Genomic DNA, 25819 nt, shown 5'->3' on the forward strand with positions numbered 1-25819 from the left:
TTAGATTTTGTATTTTTTAATACTAGTTTAAAGAGGGCACTTTTTGGGATACCCTCTTTATGTTATGCACTATAGTAATTTCCTAGTCGTAAAATTCCAATCTTGTACAAGCCAATTTTGCGGGAATGGGTTTCCTAATACCCAATAGCTTACCCCGCGAAGACCGTATTCCTTTACTGTATCAAATTTCACCTGAACGCTGCGTGCATCTTCAAACCATACTTCATGCTGCTGTCCGTTTTCATCTGTGTAACGGAAAAATGGCGATTGATACGTTTCATGATACTGAATATTTGCACCATATTTTGCAGCTAGTCGGATCGCTGCCTGAGGGCTGACAGTTCGTGCGAAAGTACCCTGAACCCACGGAATCTTCCAATCTCTCCCATAAAGCGACATTCCCATCATTATTTTATTGCGTGGGATATCCGTGACTGCATAATCTAACACACGCCGCACTTCATTGATTGGAGCTATCGCCCATGGACGGCCACCAGCCCATCCCCATTCATATGTCATCAATACGATGAAATCGACAATTTCCCCTTGCGTTTTGTAATCATGAGCCTCATATAATAAACCTTTTTGGTCTGCACTAATTTTAGGTGCTAATGCAGTTGAAACAGAAAGTCCTTCTGGACGCAGACGGGAAACGACACGTCTGAGAAATGAATTGTAATTTTCACGATCCTGTGGATATACGTATTCAAAATCAATATTTAACCCAGTATACCCTTTTGCTTTTATCGTGTTTAGGATGTTTGTAATGAGCGTTTCTTGACGTGATGGGTTACGAAGAATAGCAGCAGCTAAATCAGAGCTGAATTCATTTTCAGAAAAGTTTGTTAAAACAAGAAGTGGGGCTGCTCTTTGCGTTTTTGCAGCGGCTATTAAAGCTTCATCATTCAAAGTGGTAATAGAACCGTCCTCTTTCACATGATATGAAAAAGGGGTTAAATACGTAAAATATCTTCCTAAGCGTATAACCTCCTGCCGCCCAGCTTCGGTCATGCTTGTCGAATAAGCGTTTATCTCTTTTACAGGTTTCGTTCTTTCGGGGATTCTTAATACTTGCCCTACGTAAATCAAGCCAGCAGCAGTCAACTGATTTTCTCGTATAAGCGAATCTACCGTTGTACCATAACGCCTGGCAATCGACCATAAAGTATCTCCAGCTTGAACCGTGTGGAATAAAACAGGAATGGTTAATACTTGCCCGATATAAAGGAAGGACGGGTCGGTAATCTGATTTGCTGCTGCAATAGCTTGAACGGTAGTACCAAATCTTCTGGCTATAGCATAAAGAGTATCTCCTCGCTGAACAATATAGGTTTGATAAGGAGTTGGAATGACAAGTGCCTGACCAACAACTAGAACATTAGGATTATCCAATTCATTAGCTGCTGAAATTTGGTTCATGTTAATGCCGTATCGCTGTGAAATCACCCATAAATTTTCTCCTCTTTGCACGACATGAATTTGCATTGTTGTGGTCCCCCTCGCAAACTTTGCTTCTTTATACTGTATTCAGCGAATTTGACACATATTTTATTAATTTTATCGTCTCTCAAGGTTTATCATAAATGTAAGAATAGTAATTTTATGTATGATTCAAAAACAAAAGGCTTTTCACTATGTATATATTGTTAACTTAATAAATATACTAAACCTTGTAAATTTATATGGTAAGGATGTGATTTTTTGAGGGGTAGGATCCAAGGTAATGATTCTTTATTTATCGGAATTGACGTTGGCTCAACGACTGTTAAAGCAACAGTGGTGAATCCGCGAAACAAAGAAATTCTTTGGTCAGATTATCAAAGGCACCATACGAAACAAGCTGAAAAGGTGTTAGAATTTTTGGTTCGTATTGGCAAGGAATTTTCTGATACAAAGAAAGAAAATTTACGCGTCTTTATTACTGGATCAGGTGGGGGTCCTATTGCTGAACATATCGGAGCAAAATTCGTTCAAGAAGTTAATGCTGTTACGATGGCAGTGGAACAACTTCATCCGGATGTTGGCAGTGTGATTGAGCTTGGAGGACAAGACGCCAAAATCATTATTTTTAAAGAAAACGAAGAAACAGGAGATAAGCAAGCTACGACTTCGATGAATGACAAATGTGCTTCCGGTACGGGGGCCACGATTGATAAGTGTATGATTAAAGTCGGATTGCCGGAAGACGAAGTGGCAAAGCTTGAGTTTGATGATTCTAAGCTTCATCATGTAGCAGCAAAATGCGGCGTATTTGCAGAAACGGATATTGTAAACCTTGTAAAAAGCAGCATTCCGTCCTCTGAAATAATGTGTTCCTTAGCCGATGCAATTGTAATGCAAAATCTTTCTGTATTAACGCGCGGAAATACGCTGCGACATAAGGTTTTATTGTTAGGAGGACCTAATACATATTTGCCTTTCCTGCAGCAATGCTGGAGGAAACGAATCCCGGAATCATGGGAACAGCGGGGGTACGATTATCCAAAGGATGTTCCGCTTGATGAATTAATTTTCATTCCAGAAAATGCTCAATACTATGCAGCCTATGGTGCTGTTATGTATGGCATGTATGAACCTCAAGGGGTTGGTGCTTACACTGGACTCGAAGATTTGAAAACATTTATCACGCATGGAAGAAAGGCAAAGCTTGGAGAAAAAGCAGGGGCTCCACTTGTCAAAAATGTTGAAGAATTAGAGCAGTTCAGGCGTCAATACAGTATTCCTAAGTTTACCCCAGCTCGTTTCGGGCAAGGCGAAACAATCCGAGCGGTAATTGGCATCGATGGGGGTTCTACCTCATCAAAAGCTGTATTAGTTAACATGGATGGCGAAATTATTTTGAAGGAATATCAATTATCAAAAGGAAACCCCATTCAAGATACGAAGGAGCTTCTTGGACGTATTCGTGAAAAGGTACACGCAGCTGGAGCGGTACTTGAAATCAAGGGGTTTGGTGCAACGGGATATGCAGCAGATGTTCTCGAGAAAACATTAAAAGCAGATGTCAATATCGTTGAAACGGTTGCTCATATGATGAGTGCTGTTCATTATTTTGGTGACGTGGACGTGATATGTGATATTGGAGGTCAAGATATAAAGGTCCTCTTTCTTAAAAATAAAGATATTCGTAATTTTAGATTATCCAACCAATGTTCAGCGGGGAATGGAATGCTTTTACAAGCGATGGCTGACCAATTTGGCATCCCGATTCAAGAATATGCCGAAACCGCCTTTAAGGCTGATCTGTCTCCGAAATTTTCTTATGGCTGTGCTGTCTTTCTTGATTCAGATCGAGTTAATTTCCAAAAGGAAGGATATGCAAAAGAAGAACTGTTAGCTGGATTAGCGTTAGTATTACCGAAAAATGTTTGGCAGTATGTCGTACAAATACCGCGGATGGCTGAGCTAGGCCGTAAATTTGTCCTGCAAGGCGGAACGCAGCATAATCTTGCCGCTGTAAAAGCGCAAGTGGATTATATTAAGGAACGGGTTCCAGATGCTGAAGTATATGTTCATCCTCATACAGGTGAAGCCGGAGCCATTGGAGCAGCAATGGAAACAATCCGTGTTGTAAAACGGCGAGGCTATTCAACGTTTCTTGGGCTGGATTCTGCGATTGGCGTTCGTTATACATCTAGAAATGATGAGTCAACACGCTGTAATTTCTGTCCGAATAACTGCAGTCGAACATTTATTGATACTTCAACCCCTGAAGGCCAAACGGCTCGTTATATTTCTGGCTTTAGCTGTGAAAAGGGGACAGTAGAAGATAAGGAAGCGATGCTCCTGTTAACAAAGGACCGCAACCAATTGAAAAAGCAATATCCTAATCTCGTTGAATATGAGGCACGCCGTATGTATCAGCACTTCTATGATACTGCTCCAATGCCGGATACTGAACATAAGATTGAAGATGTACAGGTAAAGTCAGGGCTGCTCGGTCTTGGTACACGAAAAATGAAATATACTCGTTCGTTCGAGCGATCTTCAAATGAAGCAATTGAATGGCGTAAACAAATTCGGATCGGAATTCCGAAGGTACTGAACATTTGGTCAACTGCTCCTTTTTGGCGGACTTATTTTGAAACGCTTGGCATCCAGACAAAGAATATTGTCTTTAGTGATGATACAAGTGAAGAAATGTGGCAGGAAGGAGGAAAATACGGCTCGATCGATCCATGTTATCCATCAAAAGTAGCGCAAGCACATATTCACAATTTGCTATTTAAAAAGCATAGTGAAAAAAGACCGTTACATGCGATCTTTTTCCCGTGCATCACGCATATTCCTACTCATTTGAACAATGTAATGGATTCCTCCAGCTGTCCAATTGTAGCAGGTGCTCCTAATGTGATTAAAGCAGCTTTTACAAAAGAAACAGACTTTTTTAAAGCAAGAGATATCACTTATTTTGATCCAGCTGTTACCTTCACAGAGCAAAATATGCAGAAAAAACAATTATTTGAGTCGTTTAAAGATTACTTGCAAATAACGGAGGATGAGAGTAATTTTGCAGCAGACGAAGCATGGAAGGCGATGCATCTTTTCGATCAAGAAATGCAGGAAAAAGGAAAAATGATCTTAGAGCAGCTGGAAGAAGAAAATCGCCTTGGCATTTTGATGATTGGACGTCCATATCATTCAGATCCAGGTCTTAATCATGGAATTTTAGACGAGTTTCAAGTGCTTGGATATCCGATTCTATCAATGCGCTCTATTCCAAAGGATGAAGTATGGCTGCGCCGCTTTTTTCAAAGTGATTTAGAAAGCAAAAGGGTGGATTATGCATTAGAAGTAACGGATGTATGGCCTGAAAATTTTAGCTCTAACAGCGTACAGAAAGTATGGGCTGCTAAATTTGCCGCTCGTCATCCGAATGTGGCGGTCGTTGATTTATCCAGCTTTAAATGTGGACATGATGCGCCGACTTACGGATTAATTGACTCGATCATTTCAACGGCTGGTACACCTTATTCCGCTCTTCATGATATTGATGCAAATAAGCCGAGCGGCTCGATTAAAATTCGTGTAAAAACGTATGCCCATAGTCTTGGTCTGCATGAAGAACGTCTGCAAGATTTAGCAAATAAAAAGAAAGAGCTAGAAAGAATGATTGAGAATAAACGACGTGAATGGTTAAGTGAATCGGATCATGAACAGTCAAGCAGAAAAAAAGCTATATCTGAGTAAACTCGTTACAGGAAGCTAAAAACAAGAGGAATCAGGTGAAGACTCTACTTCACCTGATTAAAAAAATCCATCTGTGTATTGCTTAAAGGCTGGGGTCTTATCCCTAAAAGATCATAAAGGAGTTGATACATCATGAAATCAGTAAAAGAAAATTCCGTTGGTTTGGATAATAAAGTAAATGTAGAACAATTATTTGAGGAAGAATTGAATCGATTTAAAAAAGAACAGGAAGCTGAATTAGGATTAAATCAAACAAAAAATCAATGGTTTGATCCTGTTCCACGCCAGTTTTTTGCAAAGGATAAAGCTTCAACAACCATCCTTTTTGGAGGGCTTACGATGGCACACGACTTTTTAGTGGAAGGGGCTCTTAATGGATTAGGATATCATGTGAAGCATATGGATTGCCCGGATAATGATTCGTTACGCTACGGGAAGGAATTTGGAAATAGGGGTCAATGCAACCCAACTTATTTTACTGTCGGAAATTTGATTAAATATCTTACCCATCTTCGTGATGTAGAAGGAAAATCAAAAGAAGAAATTGTTCGCAGCTATCTCTTTATAACAAGCGGCTCCTGTGGACCATGCCGTTTTGGCACGTATGTGACTGAATATCGTAAAGCATTGCGTGATGCAGGTTTTGACGGTTTTCGCGTGCTTTTATTCCAGCAGCAAAGCGGGTTAAAACAAGCTACAGGAGAAGAATCAGCGCTAAAATTAGACAGCTCCTTTTTTATGACCTTTTTAAAAGCTGTTTTAATCGGTGATATTTTAAATGCACTTGGTTATCGTATTCGCCCTTATGAGGTTGAGGAGGGTTCAACAAATGCTGCTTTAGAACGTTGCAAGAAATATTTATATGATGCTTTTAGTAAACGTAAATCGTTGCTTCCCGTATTATATCGATGCCGGAAGGAGCTTCAAAAAGTTCAAGTGAATCGTACCCTCGTTAAACCAAAGGTAAGTATTATTGGTGAATTTTGGGCAATGACAACTGAAGGGGAAGGAAACTATCGATTACAGCAATTTTTAGAAAGTGAAGGAGCCGAAGTCGAAGTTCAATCTGTTACAGCATGGACTTTATTTTTAATTTGGGAAGGACGTTATGATACGCTCCAACGCATGGATTTACGAAAAGCTGATTCTGGGCGAAAAGGGCTAGAAGGAAAAAATCCTTACCTTCGTCTCAAAATGCTACAATTAGCAGATCGTACGGTACGAATCCTGTTTCAAACATATGCCAAAGCCATTGGCCTTCGTGACTATCACTTACCTAATATGGATGAGATTGCTAAGGTCGCGCACACTCATTATAACAACCATCTAAGAGGCGGGGAGGGCCATATGGAGGTTGGCAAGCTCATTCTGAATGTTATAAAACGAAAAGTGAACATGACGGTTTCGGTTAAACCGTTTGGATGTATGCCTTCATCAGGTGTTTCGGACGGTGTTCAATCATTGATTACGGAGCGCTACCCAGAAGCCATTTTCCTCCCAATTGAAACAACGGGAGATGGGGCGATTAACGTACACAGCAGAATTCAAATGATGCTGTTTAAGGCCAAGCAGGCAGCACAAAAGGAGTTTAACGAAGCTTTAACAATAAAAGGGTTCACCATTGAAGAGCTGAAAACAAAAAGATCATTAAAAGCAAATCAACCATTACAAACAGGTCGTCATGTTGTCGCTTGTACAGCGGCAAACACCGTTTATGGGATCAATAAAGTATTCAATCTTTTTTCATTATTTAAAAGCAAAAAAGAAACGGAATATGTTTGATTTTCATTGGGAGAACAATGATAAATCACTAGTACAAATTAAAGACAAGAAGCGATTTCTTGTCTTTTTTCTTTTTTTATGATTTTATCATTTCTAATTATTTTCACAATTTACTAATGTAAACTGATTCGAAAAAAGTATATAATGAAAAAATGTGTGTGTTAGATTTTTTATTTTGGACAGATTTTGTTCAACTAGAGAGAAATAATGAAAAATAAGGTATTTGACATCGAAGTTTAAATGTATGCACACATAAGTTATGTATCGGAGGAGGATTTTGCTTGTCGTTTTTGATTGGAATTGTAGGGGTTCTCGCTGTATTTTTCATCGTTTTTGTAATATCAAACGATAAAAAAAATATTAATTATCGTGCTGTCATTATTATGTTTGCTTTGCAGCTAGCATTAGCTTGGTTTATGTTGAATACAAACATTGGAGAAAAAGGAATAGGATTTATTGCAAAGGTTTTTTCGCATTTATTAAGCTACGGTAATGAAGGAATTAACTTTGTTGCAGGTGGTTTAGTACCAGAGGGGAAGAATGTATTTGTTATTAATGTACTAATGATGATTATCTTTATCTCAACGATTTTGAATGTTTTAACCTATACAAGAATATTGCCGCTAGCAATTAAGTGGATTGGTGGAGGGCTTGCTAAAATAACAGGATTGCCTATGCTTGAATCGTTCTCAGCCGTAAATTCAATGATATTTGGAGACACAGCAGCCTTAATTGCAGTAAAATCCTTTATACCAAAATTAAGCAATAATCGTTTATTTATTCTTTGTACAGCTTCCATGACTTCCGTCAGCGTTAGTATTATTGGAGCTTATATGGCAATGATCCCGGCTGAATATGTTTTTATTGCTCTTCCATTGAATGTACTATCTGGATTGATTGTTACAAGTATAGCTGCTCCTGTGAAGAAGGAGGAAGCGAAGGAATCAATACAAGTGAAGGACATGATAAAAGAAACATCGCTTTTTGAAGCCATCGGAAATGGAGCTATAGATGGAGGAAGGGTAGCTGTCATTGTAGCTGCTATACTTGTAGCTTATGTTGGGCTTTTAGCATTGGTCAATGGCATTTTAATGAATACCGTCGGCGTGACGTTTCAAACGATATTAGGATATATATTTTATCCGATTTCATTTTTAATGGGGATTCCGCATCACGAGCTATTGAAGGCTGGCTCCATTATGGGGACAAAAGTTGCTGCCAATGAATTTGTAGCCATGTTGGATTTTATGAAAATGATCCCTCATTTATCGGAAAAAACCGTTGCGATCGTTTCAACCTTTTTAATTAGCTTTGCAAATTTTGCTTCAATTGGTATAATTGGAGGAACATTGCAAGCAATTGATTCAAAACAAAGTTCGATTGCAGCGAAATTTGGACTCAAGATGTTATTTGTAGCTACGTTAGCAAGTGTGCTGACAGGTACAATTGTAGGATTATTTGTGTAGTTTTATGTCGTTTTATAAGGTCTGACGTCAGACGAAAGTCTTGAGTTTTATGATTCTTACTAATTTATGTTGGCTTTAGTAGTTGAATGTAAAGCAGAAGGAAAAGAATTTTTCTTTGAATGCTTTCTTCACTAGAGCCTTCTTTTTTTATCCTGTATTAACGGTCACTAACCTCCACCTTAAGGTTTATGAGAGTAAACGAGAAATCCTAGGTAGAGGATAACTGACCGTAAAAGCCCGATTGGTTCAACTAACAATCAGTGGGAGATAAAGCAGACAAAAGTGCAATATCCTGTCTCATTGTTGTACTAGTACTTCCTGCATGTCAGAAAACCCACTGATTGAAGTTTCACCTTATATTTTTGAGGGGGTCTAGTATGATAAAAGCCTATTATAACGCAACATTTTTTACGATCAATGATCATAATGATATTTTTGAAAATGGTTTAATGCTTGTTGAGGGATCACAAATTACCTATATTGGGCCTATGTGTCAAGAGAAGCTGGCAATGGCCGAAGAAGCAATTAATTTAAATGGAAAATGGGTAATGCCAGGGCTTGTTAATAGCCATTCACATATTGTTATGACGATATTACGAGGAATTGGTGATGATATGCTGCTTCATCCTTGGCTGAAAACGAGAATTTGGCCTTTGGAGCAGCAGTTTACACCTGAAATAGGTGTTGTAAGTTCAACTCTAGGTGTTCTCGAAATGCTGAAGTCAGGAACGACTGCTTTTTCTGACATGTATAATCCAAATGGGATTGATGCAGATGCTATAATGGCTGCTTTAGAGAAAACGGGAATTCGCGGAGCTTTTTCGCATACGATTTTTAGCTTTGGAAGTGAAAAGGAACAACAATTAAATTTACAGGAAGCTGAGCGATTTGCAAAAACGTATAAATCGTTTGCACAAGGACGTCTCACAACAATGGTTGCCCCTCATAGTCCGTATACTTGTACACCTAAGGCTTTAGAAGAGAGTGCTCGGATTGCTAAAGAAAATAACTTAATGGCACATATCCATGTTTCTGAAACAGATTTTGAAATTGAAGATATTTGGAATAAATACGGTATAAGACCGGTCGAACATGTACGCCGTTCAGGCCTTTTTGATCAGCCGACCGTTATTGCCCACGGAGTAGTATTAAATGATGACGAACGTAAATTGTTAAAGGAATATAATGTCCGAGTTGCTCATAATCCGATAAGTAATCTAAAGCTTGGCTCAGGGATTGCGGATGTCCCTAAACTTCTTGAAGCAGGAATTAAAGTTGGAATTGCAACCGATGGGGTTGCTTCTAATAATAATTTAGATATGTTTGAGGAAATGAGAACAGCTGCATTGCTTCAAAAAGGAGTTTACAAGGATGCAACAAAGCTGCCAGCTGAAACCGTATTGTCTATGGCTACTAGAATGGGTGCAGAAACCGTTGGGATGGATTACACTGGATCATTAGAAATACAAAAGCGAGCGGATTTTATTACGATTGATCCATCTGACAAACCTCATTTGCAGCCTGTAGCAGAAGCTTACTCTCACTTGCTTTATGCAGCAAGCGGGAAAGATGTATGTGATGTATATGTGGATGGAAAACAATTAGTAAAAAATAGACAATGCTTAACCATTGATGAAGAAAAATTGATTGCAGAAGTAAATCGTTTAAGATCAGTTTTGAAAAACTAGCTACAATCTTATTCAGTTGAATTTTGGTGAAAATGACAAGTGTATTTTCACCAAAGTTCAAGAGAGATAAGGAATTACTATATCCTAAGTAATCATACAAGTATTTTATAATTTCCTTCCAAACATCACCACGAAATTAAAATATTTATAAACACAGTCTACATCATTAAATCCACTTTCTTTCAACCAATTTAACTGATCCTCTAGTGTCGACATTTTATCTAATTTCGTTCTTTCATATGCGGCTTCAATTTCATCCTTTGTTAGGTCACTGTTTTCAATTTTTTGCTTCCAATCAGTTTTGTACAGTGATTCGATATAAGGAGTTTGGCCAAGAACCTGATCTGCGTTTACAAACACCCCTCCTATTTTTAACATAGCAAAAATACGTTGATAAAGCATTTGTTTATCTTCATGAGATAAGTGATGAATAGATAGAGAAGAAACGATGATATCAAATTTTTGATTAAATTCAAATTGTGTATAATCCGCTGTAATGTAATTCACACTTGGATCGTATTTAAATCGCTTTTTAGAAATCTCAAGCATTTTATCAGATAGGTCTACTAGTGTTAATTTTGCTTCTGGGTACTTTTCTTTAACAAAAGAAGAAAATAGTCCTGTACCAGCTCCAATATCTAAAACAGATGGTCGATCTGTTGATGCTTCTATAATAGATACGGGAATAGAATAAAAGTCATCGAAGCAAGGAATAAGCTTTCTTCTTTGACTGTCATATTGCAGTGCATTTTTATTAAATTGCTGGATGACTCTTTCTTCAGAATGCTTCATTTCAAAACAACTCCTTTAAAGATAAATTTATTACAAAAAATGACTGTAATGCCATTATAAATATTTTGACTTATAATAAATATTAACTATTTTTACTATTATTAATAACAGTTAGTTATTAATTTGGGGAGTGGAAATGAAAATGGACATAAAATGGATCAAAACATTTGTTATTGCAGCAGAATATGAAAACTTTAGAAAAGCATCCGAACAGCTATATTTGACTCAACCAGGAGTTACAAAACATATAAAAAGATTAGAGAGTGAACTAGGTATTCCATTGTTTGAACGAAATGGTAAGCATGTTTCTCTTACGAATGCGGGTGAAAAATTTCTTTCAATAGCGAAAGGATTGATTAACACATTTGAAGAAGGGATGGAGGAGTTTGAAGGATGGAAGCAGGGATATAATCGGAAATTAGTCATTGCTGTTGCACCTCAAATCGCAGCATCTATGCTTCCCTCGCTACTTAGGTCCTTTATCGATGAAAACCCAACGATTGAAGTGATTATCAATGTGACAAAGTCATTTGAAATTGGTGAAACAGTAGACAGTGGGAAGGCAGATATTGGACTATCTAGAATGGAGCCCATTCAACATAATGTATACTCTAAGGTGATTCATCGTGACCCTGTTATTATGGTAGCTTCGTACAAAGAGGAAAACCAAGATGACAGCGAACTGCTTAAAAGATACCGACTTTTAACCAACAACCACCCTACTTATTGGGAAGAGCTTTTATCTGAAATTAAAAGTGTGTATCCTAAAGTTCGGACACTGCCTGTTACACAAATTGAAATTACAAAACAATTGATTGAAATAGGGTTGGGAGTTTCCTATTTACCTTTTTCAATGGTGCAATCAGAATTAAAAAATAAGAAACTTGTTGAAATTAAACAAACTAATATTCAACTTCCTTTTTCTCTCACGTATGTAGTCACAAAAAAAGAAACAGAGGAAGTAAAAACTTTTATGACTTTCATAAACGAAGCTTTTTCTTAAATTGTTACATAAAAGGAGATTTTCAATCCAAAGCTTAAATTACAATTCTTTAAAAAATTTATTAAAAAAAGCATTGACTTCGAGATATTTATGTAATATTATTATCTCATATTCAAGATAAATTAATTCGAAATAAATTAATTCGAGACAAATTTGATAGGGGTGGTGAGATGAATGAGGAATTAGCTCTTAAAACATTCGTGGTATTTATGAAGGCCACAAAGTCGGTTCAAGATAAGATGAAAATCGACTTAAACAAATATGGCTTAACGTGGACAGAGTTTTCTGTATTAGAAATCCTTTATCGAAATGGAAAACAAACGGTTCAGCAAATTTCGAAAGCAGTTCTTCTTGCAAGTAGTTCCATGACTTATGTCATTGATAAGCTGCAGGAAAGAGAGTACTTAATACGAAGCGATTGTCGTCAGGATCGAAGAACTGTGTATGTGTCCATTACGGATAAAGGGAAAGCCTTAATGGATCGATGCATTCCTGAGCATCAAAAATTTATACAAGATTTGTTTCAAGAAATAAACCTTGATGAGAAAAAAATGATGATAAGCTTACTTGGGAAAATCAATTAATAAAATTATATTATTAGGAGGAAAAAATAATGTTGGATTTAGGATTATTAATTATTCGTTTAGTGATTGGGTTATTATTTATTGGTCATGGTGCTCAAAAATTGTTTGGCTGGTTCGGTGGTTATGGTTTAAAAGGAACAGGTGGATGGTTTGAATCTATTGGGATGAAGCCTGGTTTCGCAGTTGCTTTATTAGCTGGATTATCAGAATTAATAGGTGGAATATTATTTGCTGCAGGGCTGTTAACACCAATCGGAGGCTTACTCATTGCGGCAACAATGGTAATCGCAATTGCAAAGGTTCACGGTGCAAATGGTCTTTGGGCAACTTCAAATGGATATGAGTATAATTTAACATTGTTAGCAGTTGCGATTGGAATTGCACTTGTTGGACCAGGTAAATATGCAATTGATGCTCTTTTATTCTAAAATATCTCGAAATAAAGATACTTTAATTCGAATGATTGTCTAATATAAAAATAATGGTTATGGAAAGAGGGGAACAAAATGACAAAAAAATCAATGGGTATTCATCATATTACAGCAATAGTAGGTCATCCTCAAGAAAACGTCGATTTTTATGCAGGAGTGTTAGGTTTACGCTTAGTAAAGCAAACGGTGAATTTTGATGATCCAGGAACATATCACCTATATTTTGGGAATGATGTAGGAAAACCAGGAACAATCATTACGTTTTTCCCATGGCCTGGAGCATATCAAGGGAAAATTGGTGATGGGCAAGTTGGAGTAACCTCTTACGTCGTACCAAAAGGTGCCTTTGAATTCTGGGAAAAAAGACTTGATCAATTTAATATTTCATATAGTAAAATGCAAAGATTTGGTGAGGAGTACTTAGAATTTGATGATCCTCACGGCTTACATGTAGAATTGGTAGAAAGAGAAGAAGGGGAAAAGAATCATTGGAGCGTTGGAGAGGTAACACCTGATGTAGCAATTAAAGGATTTGGAGGGGCTACATTATTGTCAGCAAAGCCAGATAAAACAGCTGAATTGCTGGAAAAGGTTATGGGACTCGTCAAAGTTGGAGAAGAAGGGGATCTTGTTCGCTTCAAAGCCTCAGGTGATATTGGAAATGTCATTGATTTAAAATTAACTTCCGTTGGACATGGAAAAATGGGGGTAGGTACCGTTCATCATATTGCATGGCGTGCAAAGGATGATGACGATCAATTAGATTGGAAAAAGCATGTAGAACAAAACGGATATGGAGTTACACCTGTTCAAGACAGAAATTATTTCAATGCCATTTATTTTAGAGAGCATGGTGAAATATTATTTGAAATAGCGACAGACCCTCCAGGATTTGCCCATGATGAATCACAAGAAACAATGGGGTCAGCATTAAAACTGCCATCACAATATGAACCGCATAGAGAAAAAATTGAACGTGTTTTAATTCCGATTAAAGTAAGAGAATTGGTGTAAACGTTTGATCTCTAAAAGATCAGGTGGAGTGGCAGCTTCACCTGATCAAACATAAAATCAGGGGGAATATCATTGATTTCGATTGATCCAGCCGACAATACGGAAAGAGAAAATTATAAATTATTAATTGGAAGTGTTGTTCCTAGACCGATAGCATTTGTAACTTCAGTATCCAAGGATGGAACATTGAATGGTGCGCCTTTTAGCTATTTCAATCTTGTTTCTTCTAATCCACCGATGATTTCTTTATCAATCCAACGAATGAGCGGACAATTGAAGGATACTGCCCGAAATATTTTAGAGTCAAAGGAATTTGTCGTTCATATTGTTGATGAGGAGAACGTTGCGAAGGTAAATGAGACAGCAGCCAATCTTCCACCTAATCAAAGTGAGATTAAGCTTGCTAATTTAACGTCTGTTAGCAGCACAAAAATTTCTGTTCCAGGAATTAAGGAAGCAAAGGTTCGATTGGAATGCAAGTTAGAGCATGCCTTACAAATAGGTGGAGAGGATGCTCCTGGAACTGACTTTATCATCGGAAAAGTTGTCCATTTTCATATTGATGAAGAAATATATGAGAACGGAAGAATTAATCATCAAATGCTAGGGGCTGTCAGCCGATTAGCTGGAAATTATTACGCAAAAATTGGGGATGTCTTTACGATCGAAAGACCTAAGTAGATATAGAGGATACTCCTAATTAAGAAAGGGGGTTAATCGAATGAAGCATATTTTTCAAAAAGGAAAGGACACAGCAAAACCAACCTTTGTTTTACTTCATGGAACAGGGGGGAATGAATTAGACTTATTGCCTCTTGCTGGAAAAATTGATGATGAAGCTGCAATATTAAGTGTACGTGGAAACGTTCTGGAAAATGGAATGCCCCGTTTTTTCCGAAGGTTAGCAGAAGGTGTTTTTGATGAAGAGGATCTCATCTTTCGTACGAAAGAATTGTATGAGTTTTTAAACGAAGCAGCTGTCAAATATGAACTGGACCGTCATAATATGATTGCGATTGGCTATTCAAATGGCGCCAATATCGCAGGAAGCTTGCTTTTCCATTATCAGGATGCGCTAAAAGGGGCAATTCTACATCATCCAATGGTTCCGAGAAGAGGGATTGATTTACCAGATCTTTCAGGGAAATCAGTATTCATTGGGGCTGGCACAAATGATCCGATGTGTACCCCAGAAGAGTCTATTGAACTCCAAAGCTTATTAGAAAAAGCAAATGCAAACGTGCATCTTCATTGGGAGAATAGAGGTCATCAATTAACCATTGGAGAAGTAGAGGCTGCAGCTAAATGGTATCAGCAACTTTATCTGCATAAATAATAGGACGTTTTAATAATAAATTCGATAAAAAACTAGCCAACAGTTTATTTTGGTTGGTTTTTTTCTTTGGTTACTTTAATTATAAAGTTAAAACTGTTATTCTGATAAAATATTTCTCGAAAGGGTCTATTCTTCAATATTGTATATGATATAATTTCCATAAAATGTTTTATAGTATATCTTTTTACAGCTATAAGTACTTTTACATTTAAAAAGGCGGGATTCATTTTGTTTTTAGTATTATTAAAATATGAAAAACCAATTAAAGAGGTTGAGAAATATTTAGAAGAGCATGCAGAATTCCTAGATAAATATTATAGTAAAAAGAAATTTATCTTTTCAGGAAGAAGAAATCCTAGAATTGGCGGTGTTATTTTGGTCAATACGGAGGACCAAAATGAAATTCAGGAGATTATTCAAGAGGATCCATTTCATGTGCATGGGATCGCTCATTATGAAATGATTGAATTCTTTCCTACAAAATATGATGAAAATTTTCGTTCCTTTGTCGAAAATAAGTAGTAATTTGAGTTAACCAAATATGAACGTTTTTAGTTGTAAATATCTCATTTGAAAGGATCGTACATTGGATAAAAAAATCGCATTGATTACTGGATCATCAAGTGGATTTGGACTATTAATCGCTTTAGAGCTAGCCAAAAATGGGTTTTATGTAGTTGCTACGATGCGTGATCAAGCAAAAAAAAGAAAGCTTTTGGATGAAGCAATCGCACTAGGGATCGAAAAGAATATACAAATTCACGAATTAGATGTCACCTTAAAGACTTCAATAGAAAAAGTACCCCAACTTCTAAAGAAATTAGGAAGAATAGACATCTTAATCAATAATGCAGGCTATGCAGCAGCTGGGTTTGCAGAAGATATCCACATGGATGAATATCGCAGACAATTTGAGACGAATTTTTTTGGAGCAGTTGCAGTGACTCAAGCTTGTCTTCCGATGATGCGTGAGCAAGGAAAAGGAACGATTATTAATATTAGCAGTATTAGCGGAAGAATGGGTTTCCCAGGGCTTTCCCCATATGTCGCCTCTAAGCATGCAATAGAAGGCTGGAGTGAATGCTTGCGGCTGGAAATGAAACCGTATGGAATTAACGTTGTCCTTGTGGAGCCAGGTTCATACCAAACCGAGATTTGGACATCTGGGAAACAAGTTTCAAAGAAGTCATTAAATCCTAAGTCTCCCTACTTTGAATATATGAACCGAATTGAAAGACAGTTGGAAAAAAGTGAAGCTACCTTTGGTGACCCTAAAGAGGTTGCTGAACTAATCGTTCGCATTTTGACTCAAAAGAAAATTCATTTTAGATACCCGATAGGGAATGGGGTTAAGTTTGTTTTATTCTTAAGAAAATGCATTTCTTGGAACTTGTGGGAAACACTCTTTTTAAAAAAATTAAAAAATTAGATACAATCAAAACATCCTCGTCAAAAATAAAACGAGGATGTTTTGATGTCTATTGAACAAAATTTAATATTTCTTGATTAAATTTATCCTTTTCATCATAAAAAAGTCCATGACCACTTTTTTCAAAACGGACAAGCTTCGAATTTTTAATTCCTTTGTGCATTTCAATCGCTAAAGGAAACGTACAAACCTTGTCATTGGCACCATGTAAGATGAGTGTCGGTACATTTATTTTTGGTAAGTCGGCTCTTAAATCCTCATCCCGAAGAGCTTCTAATCCTTTAATCGTTGCATGTGGATTTGCGTCTATCCCAAGCTGATTAAACCATTGGTGAAAAGCAGGAGAATGCTGCTGATAAAAAAAGGTTTTTCCGAAATCCTCAATGGTTTTTGGACGATCCTGATAGGTACTCATAATCAGAGCGTCTACTTCTTTTTTAGGCGTACCGTACGGAAAGTCATTTCTTTTTGTAAAAACAGGAGCAGCAGCACCAAAGAGCATTAATTTAGAAACTTTATGCCCGCCGTGCCTTGCCATATAGCGAATTGAAACAGCTCCCCCCATTGAAAATCCTGCAAGAGTAACATCCTCCAATTTTAATTGATCAATGACTTCTTTTATATCATCTGCCATTCGATCATACGTATATCCATCCCAAGGATGATCAGATTTTCCATATCCTCTAAGATCAATTCCGATAAAACGTATCCCTTTTGATGGAAGAATATTTTCCTGATATTCGTACATTTTATAATTTACTGGCCAACCATGAATAAACACTACCGGCTTTCCTTTTCCCACATCTTCTACATATAGTTTTACATTTTTTTCAACTCGAACGTAATGTCCGTGCATATGCCCCCTGTGTCTCTTAAAAGAGGGGGTTTTAGCCTTTGCATCTGCAAATTCTGGTGAAACACTGAAAATGGATGTAAATAAAAATAAAATGAGGCTTATAAATAAAACTTTCGTTTTCAAAGAAAATTCCTCCTTTATAAGTTGAGACCATCAACATTTCACCTTATTTTCCCTCAAATTTTTCATCTCATTCCATTGATCTGATAAAGAAGTAAATCTGCACCATTTCCAAGCAAGCGAGCAAGGAATGCCAATGCTTCACAAAAAAAATGAAAGAGTACTTAACGAAGAAAAATAAGAATGATGAACCGTTTATATAGAAGAAAAAGCTAGGGCTGTATTATACATCCCTAGCTTTTTAACGACACTTCGTTTTTTCTTTTTTATAGAATTCTATCAATAAGCCAGTACAAGCCTACAACGCTAATCATAATTGAAACAATATTTATAACCTGAGTTTGCCAACGAATTTTTCTAAGATACCAAATGAATGGGAACATGATTATAAGTACAACAATCTGACCTATCTCCACACCAAGATTGAATGAGAAGAGTGGGAGTGTGAATTGCTTTCCTAATTTTCCAATTATGATATCGGCGAAACCAAAGCCGTGTATTAATCCAAAAAATAATGTAATAAGCCAACGCCATTTTATTGACTTTTTGAATATATTTTCAATAGCAACATAGACAATACTAAGTGCAATGAGTGGTTCGATAATGGTTCCAGGAATGATGACAATTTCTGAGGCTGCTAATGCTAAAGTTATACTATGTCCGACAGTAAAAGCTGTCAATATTTTAAGGTATTCACGGTATGTACCCCTTGCAAGCAATAGGCCGAATAAAAAAAGTAAATGATCAAATCCTGACCAAATATGCTTCATACCCAACACTAAATAATCCTTAAATCCTAGCCTTTCATCGTTAGCTTTACTGCTTTCTGAATGACTGTTATTCGAAATAGTATTGCTGTTATTAGAGCTATTGTCATCATTGTGGCTGTTAGTTGCATTAGAGTCATTGTTATCAACACTAGCGTCATTAGATTGGTTGTTCTTGTTTTCAGGCGTACCATTTTGAATACTGCCGTTTTCAGAATGATTGTTTGCTAAGTTAGCTTGACCTTGTAAAATATTGTCCTGCTTAGTGAATACATGTTCAATTACTTTATCGCCAATATAAATCGAAGTGAAGTTTTGGTGATTCACGTCAATTCCATTATAAAAAATATTGTAGTCAATTTCATACTCTTCAACTGGCTCATCAAAAACAAACTCCAAATTGACACGGAACATAGAAAAATTAAACCTTTTCGTTTGTTCAATGGAAGTCACTTTGGCTTCCCCTTTAATTCCATTATTTATGAATGAAAGGTTTTTTAATACAAATTGTTCAATTTCAGACTTGGACTGGCTGACTTCAGTTTCTTTCATATAACCGTCCTGGTTTTTATCGATATTTAATAAACCACCAAGAAGATCTGCTAATAAAAATAAATCATAGTTTACTTTATTGCCTTCTATTTTAACTTCGGAATAGCCTACTGATCCCGAATGAGCTTCAACTTTTTGAGTTTGAAAGAATGAAAGTGAAATAAATAGTATGAAACAAATCTTGAAAAAGTGCTTTGTTTTCCGATACATGAAATGTTTTTCTCCTTTGTTAGTAGTAATAGGGACTCTTTTAGATAATACTGACACAAGTCTTATGCATGTAAGATTCTTTAAACTTGCATGCATAAGACTCATTTTATTAAACGGATGTTAAGAAATATTAAACGAAATGTAAAGAAATCCTATTTATTTGTAAATAAACCCAAATAAAGAAAATAGAGGGTTGATAATCTATTGATAGTACAAATACATATGGAACTAAGAAAACTTAACAAAAAAGTACTTAATTTATCATTTTTTATAAAAAATTGTAAAGAAATCCTTTATTTTCATTTACAAAGTTTAGAAAAAATTAATAGTTTTTTACATTTAAATAGTTAGTTCTTAACAATGGTGTCATAAAATTGTCGAGAAATGTAAATTTTAAGGGTAATAAGGAGGAAGTAATGAATAAGCAAAAAGTAAGGAGAAAATTAAATAAGCTCATTTTATTTGGCTTTTTTTTCTCTATCATCCTATCAAACATAAGTTTAGCTGTTCCGTCCAAACGGATTTTTGCAGAAGGGACCAATAATGAGGCAGATTCTGCTAATCAACAAGATACAGGACTGGCTAAACAACCTATAGATGAACAATTAGGAGAGACTGTTTCTGGTCAAAACGAATCGACTGTGAATGAAGCTGCAACACAATCAGAAGTACCCGCAGAAACAGAGAATACACAAGACAAGAAAGAACCAAACAATACTGAAGCTTCTACAAATAAAGTAGAACCTACAGTTGAAAATGTTACAGGATCACAATCAACAGAGGCATCTATAAATGAAAATGATTCGTCTACCCAATCAACAGAAGCATCCACAAGTGAATCTCAATCAACAGAGACTTCCACAAATACGACGCAAAGTAACAATGAACCTTCTTCAATTCAAGCAGAGCTGGGAGTTGAAGAGGAACCAGGTACAGAGATAGAACAATCCTCAAGTAATTTACAAACTGAAGCGTTAACAATTACAGATGAACAAACTGAAAAAAGTAACCAGCCTTTGGAAGTAGATTATAATCTTTTGCCGCATTTACTTATTACAGAGATTATGCCTAATAATGCAGGTACTGGTACGGATTATTATGAATTCTTCGAGATATATAATAATACTAATCAACCACAAACGTTATCAAATTATTCATTTACATACAAATACACGGACTCCGGAGTAGAAAAACCATTTCAGCTTCCTGCAGTAACTATTGAGCCAAAGAAAATAAAGGTTTTTTGGTTTAACAATGGAGATCGTACATTAGCGGATTTTAATCAAAACTATGGACTTTCGTTAACAAGTGATCAAGTAGTTGAATTTAAGGATGTTTTCACTGGGTTTGCAAACGGGGGAAATCGTGCGATTGTCATAAAAGATCATTTAGGAGCAGAAGTTATTTCTGCTAGCTATCTCAGCTCTGAAAGTGATAACACAGGTGCCGATATTCAATACAAATATCCACCGACAGGAACTGAAATGGCGAAACTTCAAGTATTAGCAGCTCCAACACCAGGAATGATAGCAACTGAACAAGTCCCTGAGAAAGAAGTTACTATACCAGAAAATCAAGTGCCAATGATAAATCATACACCTGTAACAGAAATGAACGCAGGAGAAGATTTAAAAATAAAAGCAGACATAACAGACGATCAAGAAAATGTTTCAGTAAAGCTATTTTATCAAAGTGAACCGAATGGAAATTTTGAAAGCATCGATATGATCCATACAAGCGGTCAATCCTATGAAGCTACTATTTCTAAAGAGAAATTGACGTCTGATAAAGTTAAATATTATCTAGCGGTTTCGGATTCTGAACATCAAGTAACATATCCGCAAAATGCTGGTGATTCTATTGAAGTATCAATTAAACATCCTGTAGAAGAAGATTTTAATCGTTACCCTCAGCTGCTTATCACTGAACTGTCACCAAATTCAAGTGGTGGTGGTACAGATTATTATGAGTTTTTTGAGGTTTATAACAATACAAATCAACCACAAGCGTTAACAAATTATTCATTTATATACAAATACACAGACACCGGAGCAGAAAAACCATTTCAGCTTCCTGCAGTTACTATTGAGCCACAGACAGCAAAGGTTTTTTGGTATAACAATGGGGACCGCACATTAGCGGATTTCAATCAAAACTATGGACTTTCGTTAACAAATGATCAAGTAGTTGAATTTAAGGATGTTTTCCCTGGGTTTGCAAATGGGGGGAATCGTGCCATTGTCATAAAAGACCATTCAGGAGCAGAAGTCGTTTCTGCTAGCTATCTTAACACTGAAAGTGATAACACAGGTGTCGATATTCAATACAAATATCCTTCATCAGGAACTGAAATGGCAAAACATCAAGTATTGGCAGCCTCAACACCTGGAACGATTGATTCCGTTCAAGTTCCAGCAAAGCCTGTAGAGATTAATCCTATTCCGATAGATACAGAGGCGCCTAATATCACACATTCTCCTGTAACAAATGCTGATGCTTTCACATCGGTAAAAGTAGAAGCAACCGTTACGGATAACATGGCAGTACCATTTGCGACTCTTTTTTATAAAAAAGAAGGAGAAGAAGGATTTACTTCCTTAACGATGAATGCATCTGCAGACGGGTCAACAAATTATTCTGCTGAAATTCCAAGCACAAGTGTAGAATCAAATTTGATTTACTATATTGAAGCAACAGATGGTACAAATAGTGCAAAAACAGAGGAGCATGTTTTAACTGTTAAAAAGTCTGAAGTTGATTATAGTAAAATCCCATCTTTTCTTGTAACAGAGGTTGTTCCTGATTCTACGAATGTAGGCTCAGCTGATGGATATGAATTCGTGGAAATCTATAACAATACTGACAAGGATTTGAGTTTTAAAGATTATAAGCTTTATTACCGATATGGTACGGATCCAAATACGGATGTCATTTGGCCTTCGGTTCCAGATGATGTAGTCATTCCTTCTCGAAAAACACTCGTATTTTGGATCATTAATGTACAAAATGGTGATAAAACAGTAGCGGATTTTAATGCGAATTACGGCACAAATTTAGTTGAAAACAAGGATATTGTAAAAATATACAGCGATGGAATGGCAAATGGCTCTACAAGAGGTCTCGTTGTTGCCACAAATGCAAAAAAAGAACTTTCAGTGGCTTATTATTTTGATGAAGCGAATGTAGATGATACTCAAGCAAATAAAGGGATTGTCTACAAATATCCTGTTGATGGATCCACCAAATCAAAGAAAATAAGTGCTGGTTTAAAAGATGCGACTCCAGGAGCTATTGAATCGGGTCAAGTACCTGAGCAAGTTATTCATATAGAAGAAGATGGCGTGAAGCCTACTATAGAAAATATGACTGGGGTTACAACAATCAACCAAAAAGAAGATATTAAGATTGTAGGAGATGCATCTGATAATACAGATATTAAATCAGTGCGATTGTTTTATCGTACAAACACTGACACAGAATACAAGAATGCAATTTTAGCAGAAGATTTCAATGATACGATGTATCATCATACAATTTACTCACCTGATATTATTGGAAAGAAATATGTGGAATATTACTTTGTCGTATCAGATGGTACAAATGAAGTAACAAGTGACACATATAAGATTGAGATTACAAGTGACCTTAACGATGATAGCCTTCGTTTAAATGTGAAGAATGGTGATATTTTAAAAGGAGCTAAAATTCTGAAAGGGACATCGAACACAGATTCACCTGATCATGTGAAATTATCCATTGATGGGTCTGATATAGCTGAAAATACGTATATGTCCGTGGAGAATCCAGCTTATTTCGCTTTTGAAGTGAGTGGAGTTAATACGTTTTTCCAAAATGGTGTTACAATGGGCGAGGATATAATCCGTATTTTTGATGATGGAATTAATAATTGGGATACCATTACAGTCCCAATTGACGCTGATCGTCTTCAATTAGGTGACAATATCATTACGGTTCGTGCTGGAAATAAAGCATCGCCATTTCAATTAGACGAATCTGAAGAAAACCGTGATGATTTTAATATTCGAAATGCTCGCTTAGTATTACCAGATGGAACTGTAATAATGGATCCAGCACATAATGATCCTAAAAAAACGTATGATATGGGTGATGACGGAACGTATCGACCATTTGAAGATTTCAAATTTTTTATACCAGTAGAGCACACCCCTTCAAAATCATACAAATGGGATACAACATCTGTTTCTGATGGAGAGCATGTTGTAAATGTACAAGATACAGATGAAAAAGTAAGTGCTTCTGTATTGATTGATAATACAGCACCTGTATTAAATACGAACTTAATTGAAGGAAAAGAATACAAAGGGAATTTTAATATCAATGTAGATGCTTCTGATAAAATTGCTGGTGTTCAAACACTTCAAGTCATGTTAGATGAAAAAGAAATTCCAGTTCCTTTTGATACATCATCATCAAAGCTTTCACCTGGGGATCATAAGTTAACAATTGTAGCTTTTGATAAAGTTGGAAACAAAGCAGAGAAAACATTACATTTCTCAGTGGTAAATGAAAATCCGAACAAGCCTGAGCTTGTTTCACCTACTGATGGCTCTTCTACAAAAGTAGATGGAAATCCAACTTTAAAGGTGAAAGTAACGGATCCAACAAATGATACTCTTGATGTGTCGTTTTATAAAGGCTTTAAATATGATGCAAGTAAAACAAATGATGTAAAAGCTTTTAAAAATGCAGCGGATGTTGAACCGCCAAATACAATGGTTCCTGAAGGAGAACAACCCTTCAATACAGAAGATATATCGCTTGTCTCAAAAGAAGATCAGCAATATTTAGTCACAGATTCGAACACAAAATTCCCTTATCATCGATTTGATGTAACGGTCGATTCTACTGTTGATGAAACAGATCTTGTTGAATTAATTTGGAAAGGGAAATCTTTAGAAGGCAGAAAAGTATCCATGTACGCATGGAATCATACGACCAATAAATGGACTACAATTGATTTCAAAATTGCTGGTCAAGGGGACTTTGAATTAAAAGGAAATGTTGCAGTTCGTGAGTTTGTGAAAGACAATAAAATTAATGTGTTAATCCAAGATGAAATTCCAAGTTCACCTGATCAGTATGATTATACGTTTGTTTGGATGTCTGATACTCAATACTATGCAGATAGCTATCCATGGATTTATGAGAGAATGACGAACTGGATTGCCGAAAAGCAAGAAGAAATGAAAATTAAATATGTATTCCATACAGGTGATATAGTCGATAAAGCCGACCAAGAGTACCAATGGAAAGATGCAGATAAATTTATGAAAGTGCTAGATGACAACCATGTTCCGTACGGCGTACTAGCAGGAAACCATGATGTTGATCATAAAACAAGTGACTACACACAATACAGTAAGTGGTTTGGTGAAGATAGATTCAAGGATAAGCCTTATTATGGCGGTTCTTATAAAAACAATCGCGGACACTATGATTTAGTATCAGCGAATGGAAACGATTATATAATGTTATATATGGGTTGGGGAGTTCAGGATGAAGATATACAATGGATGAGTGATATCTTAAAGCAATATCCAGATCGCAAAGCCATATTAAACTTCCATGAGTATTTGTTAGTCTCAGGAAATCGTAGTCCACTAGGAAATAGAATCTATAATCAGCTTGTATTACCATATAAAAATGTTATCACTGTTCTTAGTGGTCACTATCATGACTCGGAAACATTGATTGATCCAATTGACGATAATGGTGATGGAAATCCTGACCGCCAAGTCTATCAAATGCTTGGAGATTACCAAGGTGGACCTGAAGGCGGACAAGGATATATGAAATTGCTTCATTTTGATCAAAAAAATAACAAAATGATGGTCAATACGTATTCACCATATTTAGATGATTATAATTTCTATGATCCGAGCAATTTTCCTGAAAAAGACGAGAGAAACTTAGAGCTTGATCTACAGGCAAATGAAAAACGTGTTGCTACTGATTATTTTTCAATCAATATTTACACGGATAATAAGATTGGGAAAGATGAAAATGTTCAAAGTGGAGATGTAGCAGAAAAAGATTGGAATGATTTGGTTGAAAACACTCAATACTCTTGGTATGCGGTTGTTGAGGACCAATTTACAGGAAGAGCAGTTTCTGACATTTGGACATTTACAAAAGGGGTGAATAAGTTACCACCTACTGAAGAACCTTCAAATAATGGTGGTGGTAACCAAGTTCCAAGCCCATCTGATCAAGGAGGAAACCAAGCGCAAACCCCTTCTGGTCAAGGGGAAAATCAAAATTCCAATCAATCAGGGAATAATGCGAATGGAATTGAACAAAATCAAAGTCAAAATCAAAATAACTCTAGTTTAGAAAGTCAGCAGCATACAAATGCTTCTAATAATTTGAATGATCCGGCTTCTAAACAATCCAAGGATTCGATCTCAAAATTACCGAATACAGCAACCACTTTATTTAATTATTTATTGATTGGTGTTCTATGCTTAATCCTTGGGGCTATATCATTATTTTTATACAAAAAATACGCAAGAAAAACGACAAATAGTTACGAATAGTTAATGAATTGAGATGAATGT

The 25819-nt window shown here is 36.3% G+C and carries 17 protein-coding genes; 13 read left to right on the forward strand and 4 right to left on the reverse strand.

Features of this window, described 5'->3' with window-relative positions:
* Positions 1–69: 69 nt before the first annotated feature.
* Positions 70–1485: a glycoside hydrolase family 18 protein gene (locus FDO66_RS13545; protein WP_141433199.1), complete on the reverse strand. Its 1416-nt coding sequence runs from the start codon at positions 1483–1485 to the stop codon at positions 70–72.
* Positions 1486–1701: 216 nt separating this feature from the next.
* Between FDO66_RS13545 and FDO66_RS13550 the strand changes: the two genes are divergently transcribed.
* The 4 genes from FDO66_RS13550 (at position 1702) to FDO66_RS13565 (ending at position 10126) form a co-directional block, all read left to right on the forward strand.
* The gene (locus FDO66_RS13550; RefSeq protein ID WP_141433200.1) at positions 1702–5190 is read left to right on the forward strand and encodes a BadF/BadG/BcrA/BcrD ATPase family protein; all 3489 of its coding nucleotides are present in this window, start codon (positions 1702–1704) and stop codon (positions 5188–5190) included.
* 132 nt (positions 5191–5322) lie between these two features.
* The gene (locus tag FDO66_RS13555) at positions 5323–6972 is read left to right on the forward strand and encodes a 2-hydroxyglutaryl-CoA dehydratase (protein WP_141433201.1); all 1650 of its coding nucleotides are present in this window, start codon (positions 5323–5325) and stop codon (positions 6970–6972) included.
* Between the two features lie 281 nt (positions 6973–7253).
* Positions 7254–8438, forward strand: a complete 1185-nt coding sequence (locus FDO66_RS13560) for a NupC/NupG family nucleoside CNT transporter (protein ID WP_141433202.1) — start codon at positions 7254–7256, stop codon at positions 8436–8438.
* 362 nt (positions 8439–8800) lie between these two features.
* The gene (locus tag FDO66_RS13565) at positions 8801–10126 is read left to right on the forward strand and encodes an amidohydrolase family protein (RefSeq protein WP_181444576.1); all 1326 of its coding nucleotides are present in this window, start codon (positions 8801–8803) and stop codon (positions 10124–10126) included.
* A 105-nt stretch (positions 10127–10231) separates the two neighbouring features.
* Here the strand turns inward: FDO66_RS13565 and FDO66_RS13570 are convergent, their stop codons facing one another.
* A complete protein-coding gene (locus FDO66_RS13570; RefSeq protein WP_141433204.1) occupies positions 10232–10918 on the reverse strand; it encodes a class I SAM-dependent methyltransferase in 687 nt (228 codons plus the stop codon).
* Between the two features lie 142 nt (positions 10919–11060).
* Between FDO66_RS13570 and FDO66_RS13575 the strand changes: the two genes are divergently transcribed.
* The 8 genes from FDO66_RS13575 (at position 11061) to FDO66_RS13610 (ending at position 16715) form a co-directional block, all read left to right on the forward strand.
* Entirely contained in the window at positions 11061–11921 is an 861-nt protein-coding gene (locus FDO66_RS13575; protein ID WP_141433205.1) for a LysR family transcriptional regulator, read from the forward strand.
* A gap of 170 nt (positions 11922–12091) precedes the next feature.
* Positions 12092–12505 carry a MarR family winged helix-turn-helix transcriptional regulator gene (locus FDO66_RS13580; protein WP_141433206.1) on the forward strand — a complete coding sequence of 138 codons (414 nt, stop codon included), beginning with the start codon at positions 12092–12094 and terminating at the stop codon, positions 12503–12505.
* Between the two features lie 29 nt (positions 12506–12534).
* A complete protein-coding gene (locus FDO66_RS13585; protein ID WP_141433207.1) occupies positions 12535–12933 on the forward strand; it encodes a DoxX family protein in 399 nt (132 codons plus the stop codon).
* Positions 12934–13011: 78 nt separating this feature from the next.
* Positions 13012–13950, forward strand: a complete 939-nt coding sequence (locus FDO66_RS13590; RefSeq protein ID WP_141433208.1) for a ring-cleaving dioxygenase — start codon at positions 13012–13014, stop codon at positions 13948–13950.
* A gap of 72 nt (positions 13951–14022) precedes the next feature.
* Positions 14023–14631 (forward strand): flavin reductase family protein, encoded by a 609-nt coding sequence (locus tag FDO66_RS13595; RefSeq protein ID WP_141433209.1) that lies wholly within the window; start codon positions 14023–14025, stop codon positions 14629–14631.
* A gap of 40 nt (positions 14632–14671) precedes the next feature.
* Entirely contained in the window at positions 14672–15286 is a 615-nt protein-coding gene (locus FDO66_RS13600) for an alpha/beta hydrolase (protein ID WP_141433210.1), read from the forward strand.
* A 228-nt stretch (positions 15287–15514) separates the two neighbouring features.
* The gene (locus FDO66_RS13605) at positions 15515–15808 is read left to right on the forward strand and encodes a YciI family protein (protein ID WP_141433211.1); all 294 of its coding nucleotides are present in this window, start codon (positions 15515–15517) and stop codon (positions 15806–15808) included.
* A gap of 64 nt (positions 15809–15872) precedes the next feature.
* Positions 15873–16715: an oxidoreductase gene (locus tag FDO66_RS13610; protein ID WP_141433212.1), complete on the forward strand. Its 843-nt coding sequence runs from the start codon at positions 15873–15875 to the stop codon at positions 16713–16715.
* A 49-nt stretch (positions 16716–16764) separates the two neighbouring features.
* Here the strand turns inward: FDO66_RS13610 and FDO66_RS13615 are convergent, their stop codons facing one another.
* Positions 16765–17571 (reverse strand): alpha/beta fold hydrolase, encoded by an 807-nt coding sequence (locus tag FDO66_RS13615; RefSeq protein ID WP_141433289.1) that lies wholly within the window; start codon positions 17569–17571, stop codon positions 16765–16767.
* 386 nt (positions 17572–17957) lie between these two features.
* Entirely contained in the window at positions 17958–19220 is a 1263-nt protein-coding gene (locus FDO66_RS13620; protein ID WP_181444577.1) for a HupE/UreJ family protein, read from the reverse strand.
* A gap of 416 nt (positions 19221–19636) precedes the next feature.
* Between FDO66_RS13620 and FDO66_RS13625 the strand changes: the two genes are divergently transcribed.
* Positions 19637–25798, forward strand: coding sequence for a lamin tail domain-containing protein (locus tag FDO66_RS13625; protein WP_141433214.1), 6162 nt, complete (start codon positions 19637–19639; stop codon positions 25796–25798).
* Positions 25799–25819 lie beyond the last annotated feature (21 nt).

It is taken from the genome of Bacillus sp. 03113 (assembly GCF_006546985.1).
Lineage (GTDB): Bacteria > Bacillota > Bacilli > Bacillales > Cytobacillaceae > VATK01.

What these genes read in the sequence shown, in the direction of transcription:
- FDO66_RS13545 (WP_141433199.1), bottom strand. Translation starts at nt 1,485, where the DNA reads ATGCAAATTCATGTCGTGCAAAGAGGAGAAAATTTATGGGTGATTTCA.
- FDO66_RS13555 (WP_141433201.1), top strand. Translation starts at nt 5,323, where the DNA reads ATGAAATCAGTAAAAGAAAATTCCGTTGGTTTGGATAATAAAGTAAAT.
- FDO66_RS13570 (WP_141433204.1), bottom strand. Translation starts at nt 10,918, where the DNA reads ATGAAGCATTCTGAAGAAAGAGTCATCCAGCAATTTAATAAAAATGCA.
- FDO66_RS13575 (WP_141433205.1), top strand. Translation starts at nt 11,061, where the DNA reads ATGGACATAAAATGGATCAAAACATTTGTTATTGCAGCAGAATATGAA.
- FDO66_RS13580 (WP_141433206.1), top strand. Translation starts at nt 12,092, where the DNA reads ATGAATGAGGAATTAGCTCTTAAAACATTCGTGGTATTTATGAAGGCC.
- FDO66_RS13585 (WP_141433207.1), top strand. Translation starts at nt 12,535, where the DNA reads ATGTTGGATTTAGGATTATTAATTATTCGTTTAGTGATTGGGTTATTA.
- FDO66_RS13590 (WP_141433208.1), top strand. Translation starts at nt 13,012, where the DNA reads ATGACAAAAAAATCAATGGGTATTCATCATATTACAGCAATAGTAGGT.
- FDO66_RS13600 (WP_141433210.1), top strand. Translation starts at nt 14,672, where the DNA reads ATGAAGCATATTTTTCAAAAAGGAAAGGACACAGCAAAACCAACCTTT.
- FDO66_RS13615 (WP_141433289.1), bottom strand. Translation starts at nt 17,571, where the DNA reads ATGCACGGACATTACGTTCGAGTTGAAAAAAATGTAAAACTATATGTA.
- FDO66_RS13620 (WP_181444577.1), bottom strand. Translation starts at nt 19,220, where the DNA reads ATGTATCGGAAAACAAAGCACTTTTTCAAGATTTGTTTCATACTATTT.
- FDO66_RS13625 (WP_141433214.1), top strand. Translation starts at nt 19,637, where the DNA reads ATGAATAAGCAAAAAGTAAGGAGAAAATTAAATAAGCTCATTTTATTT.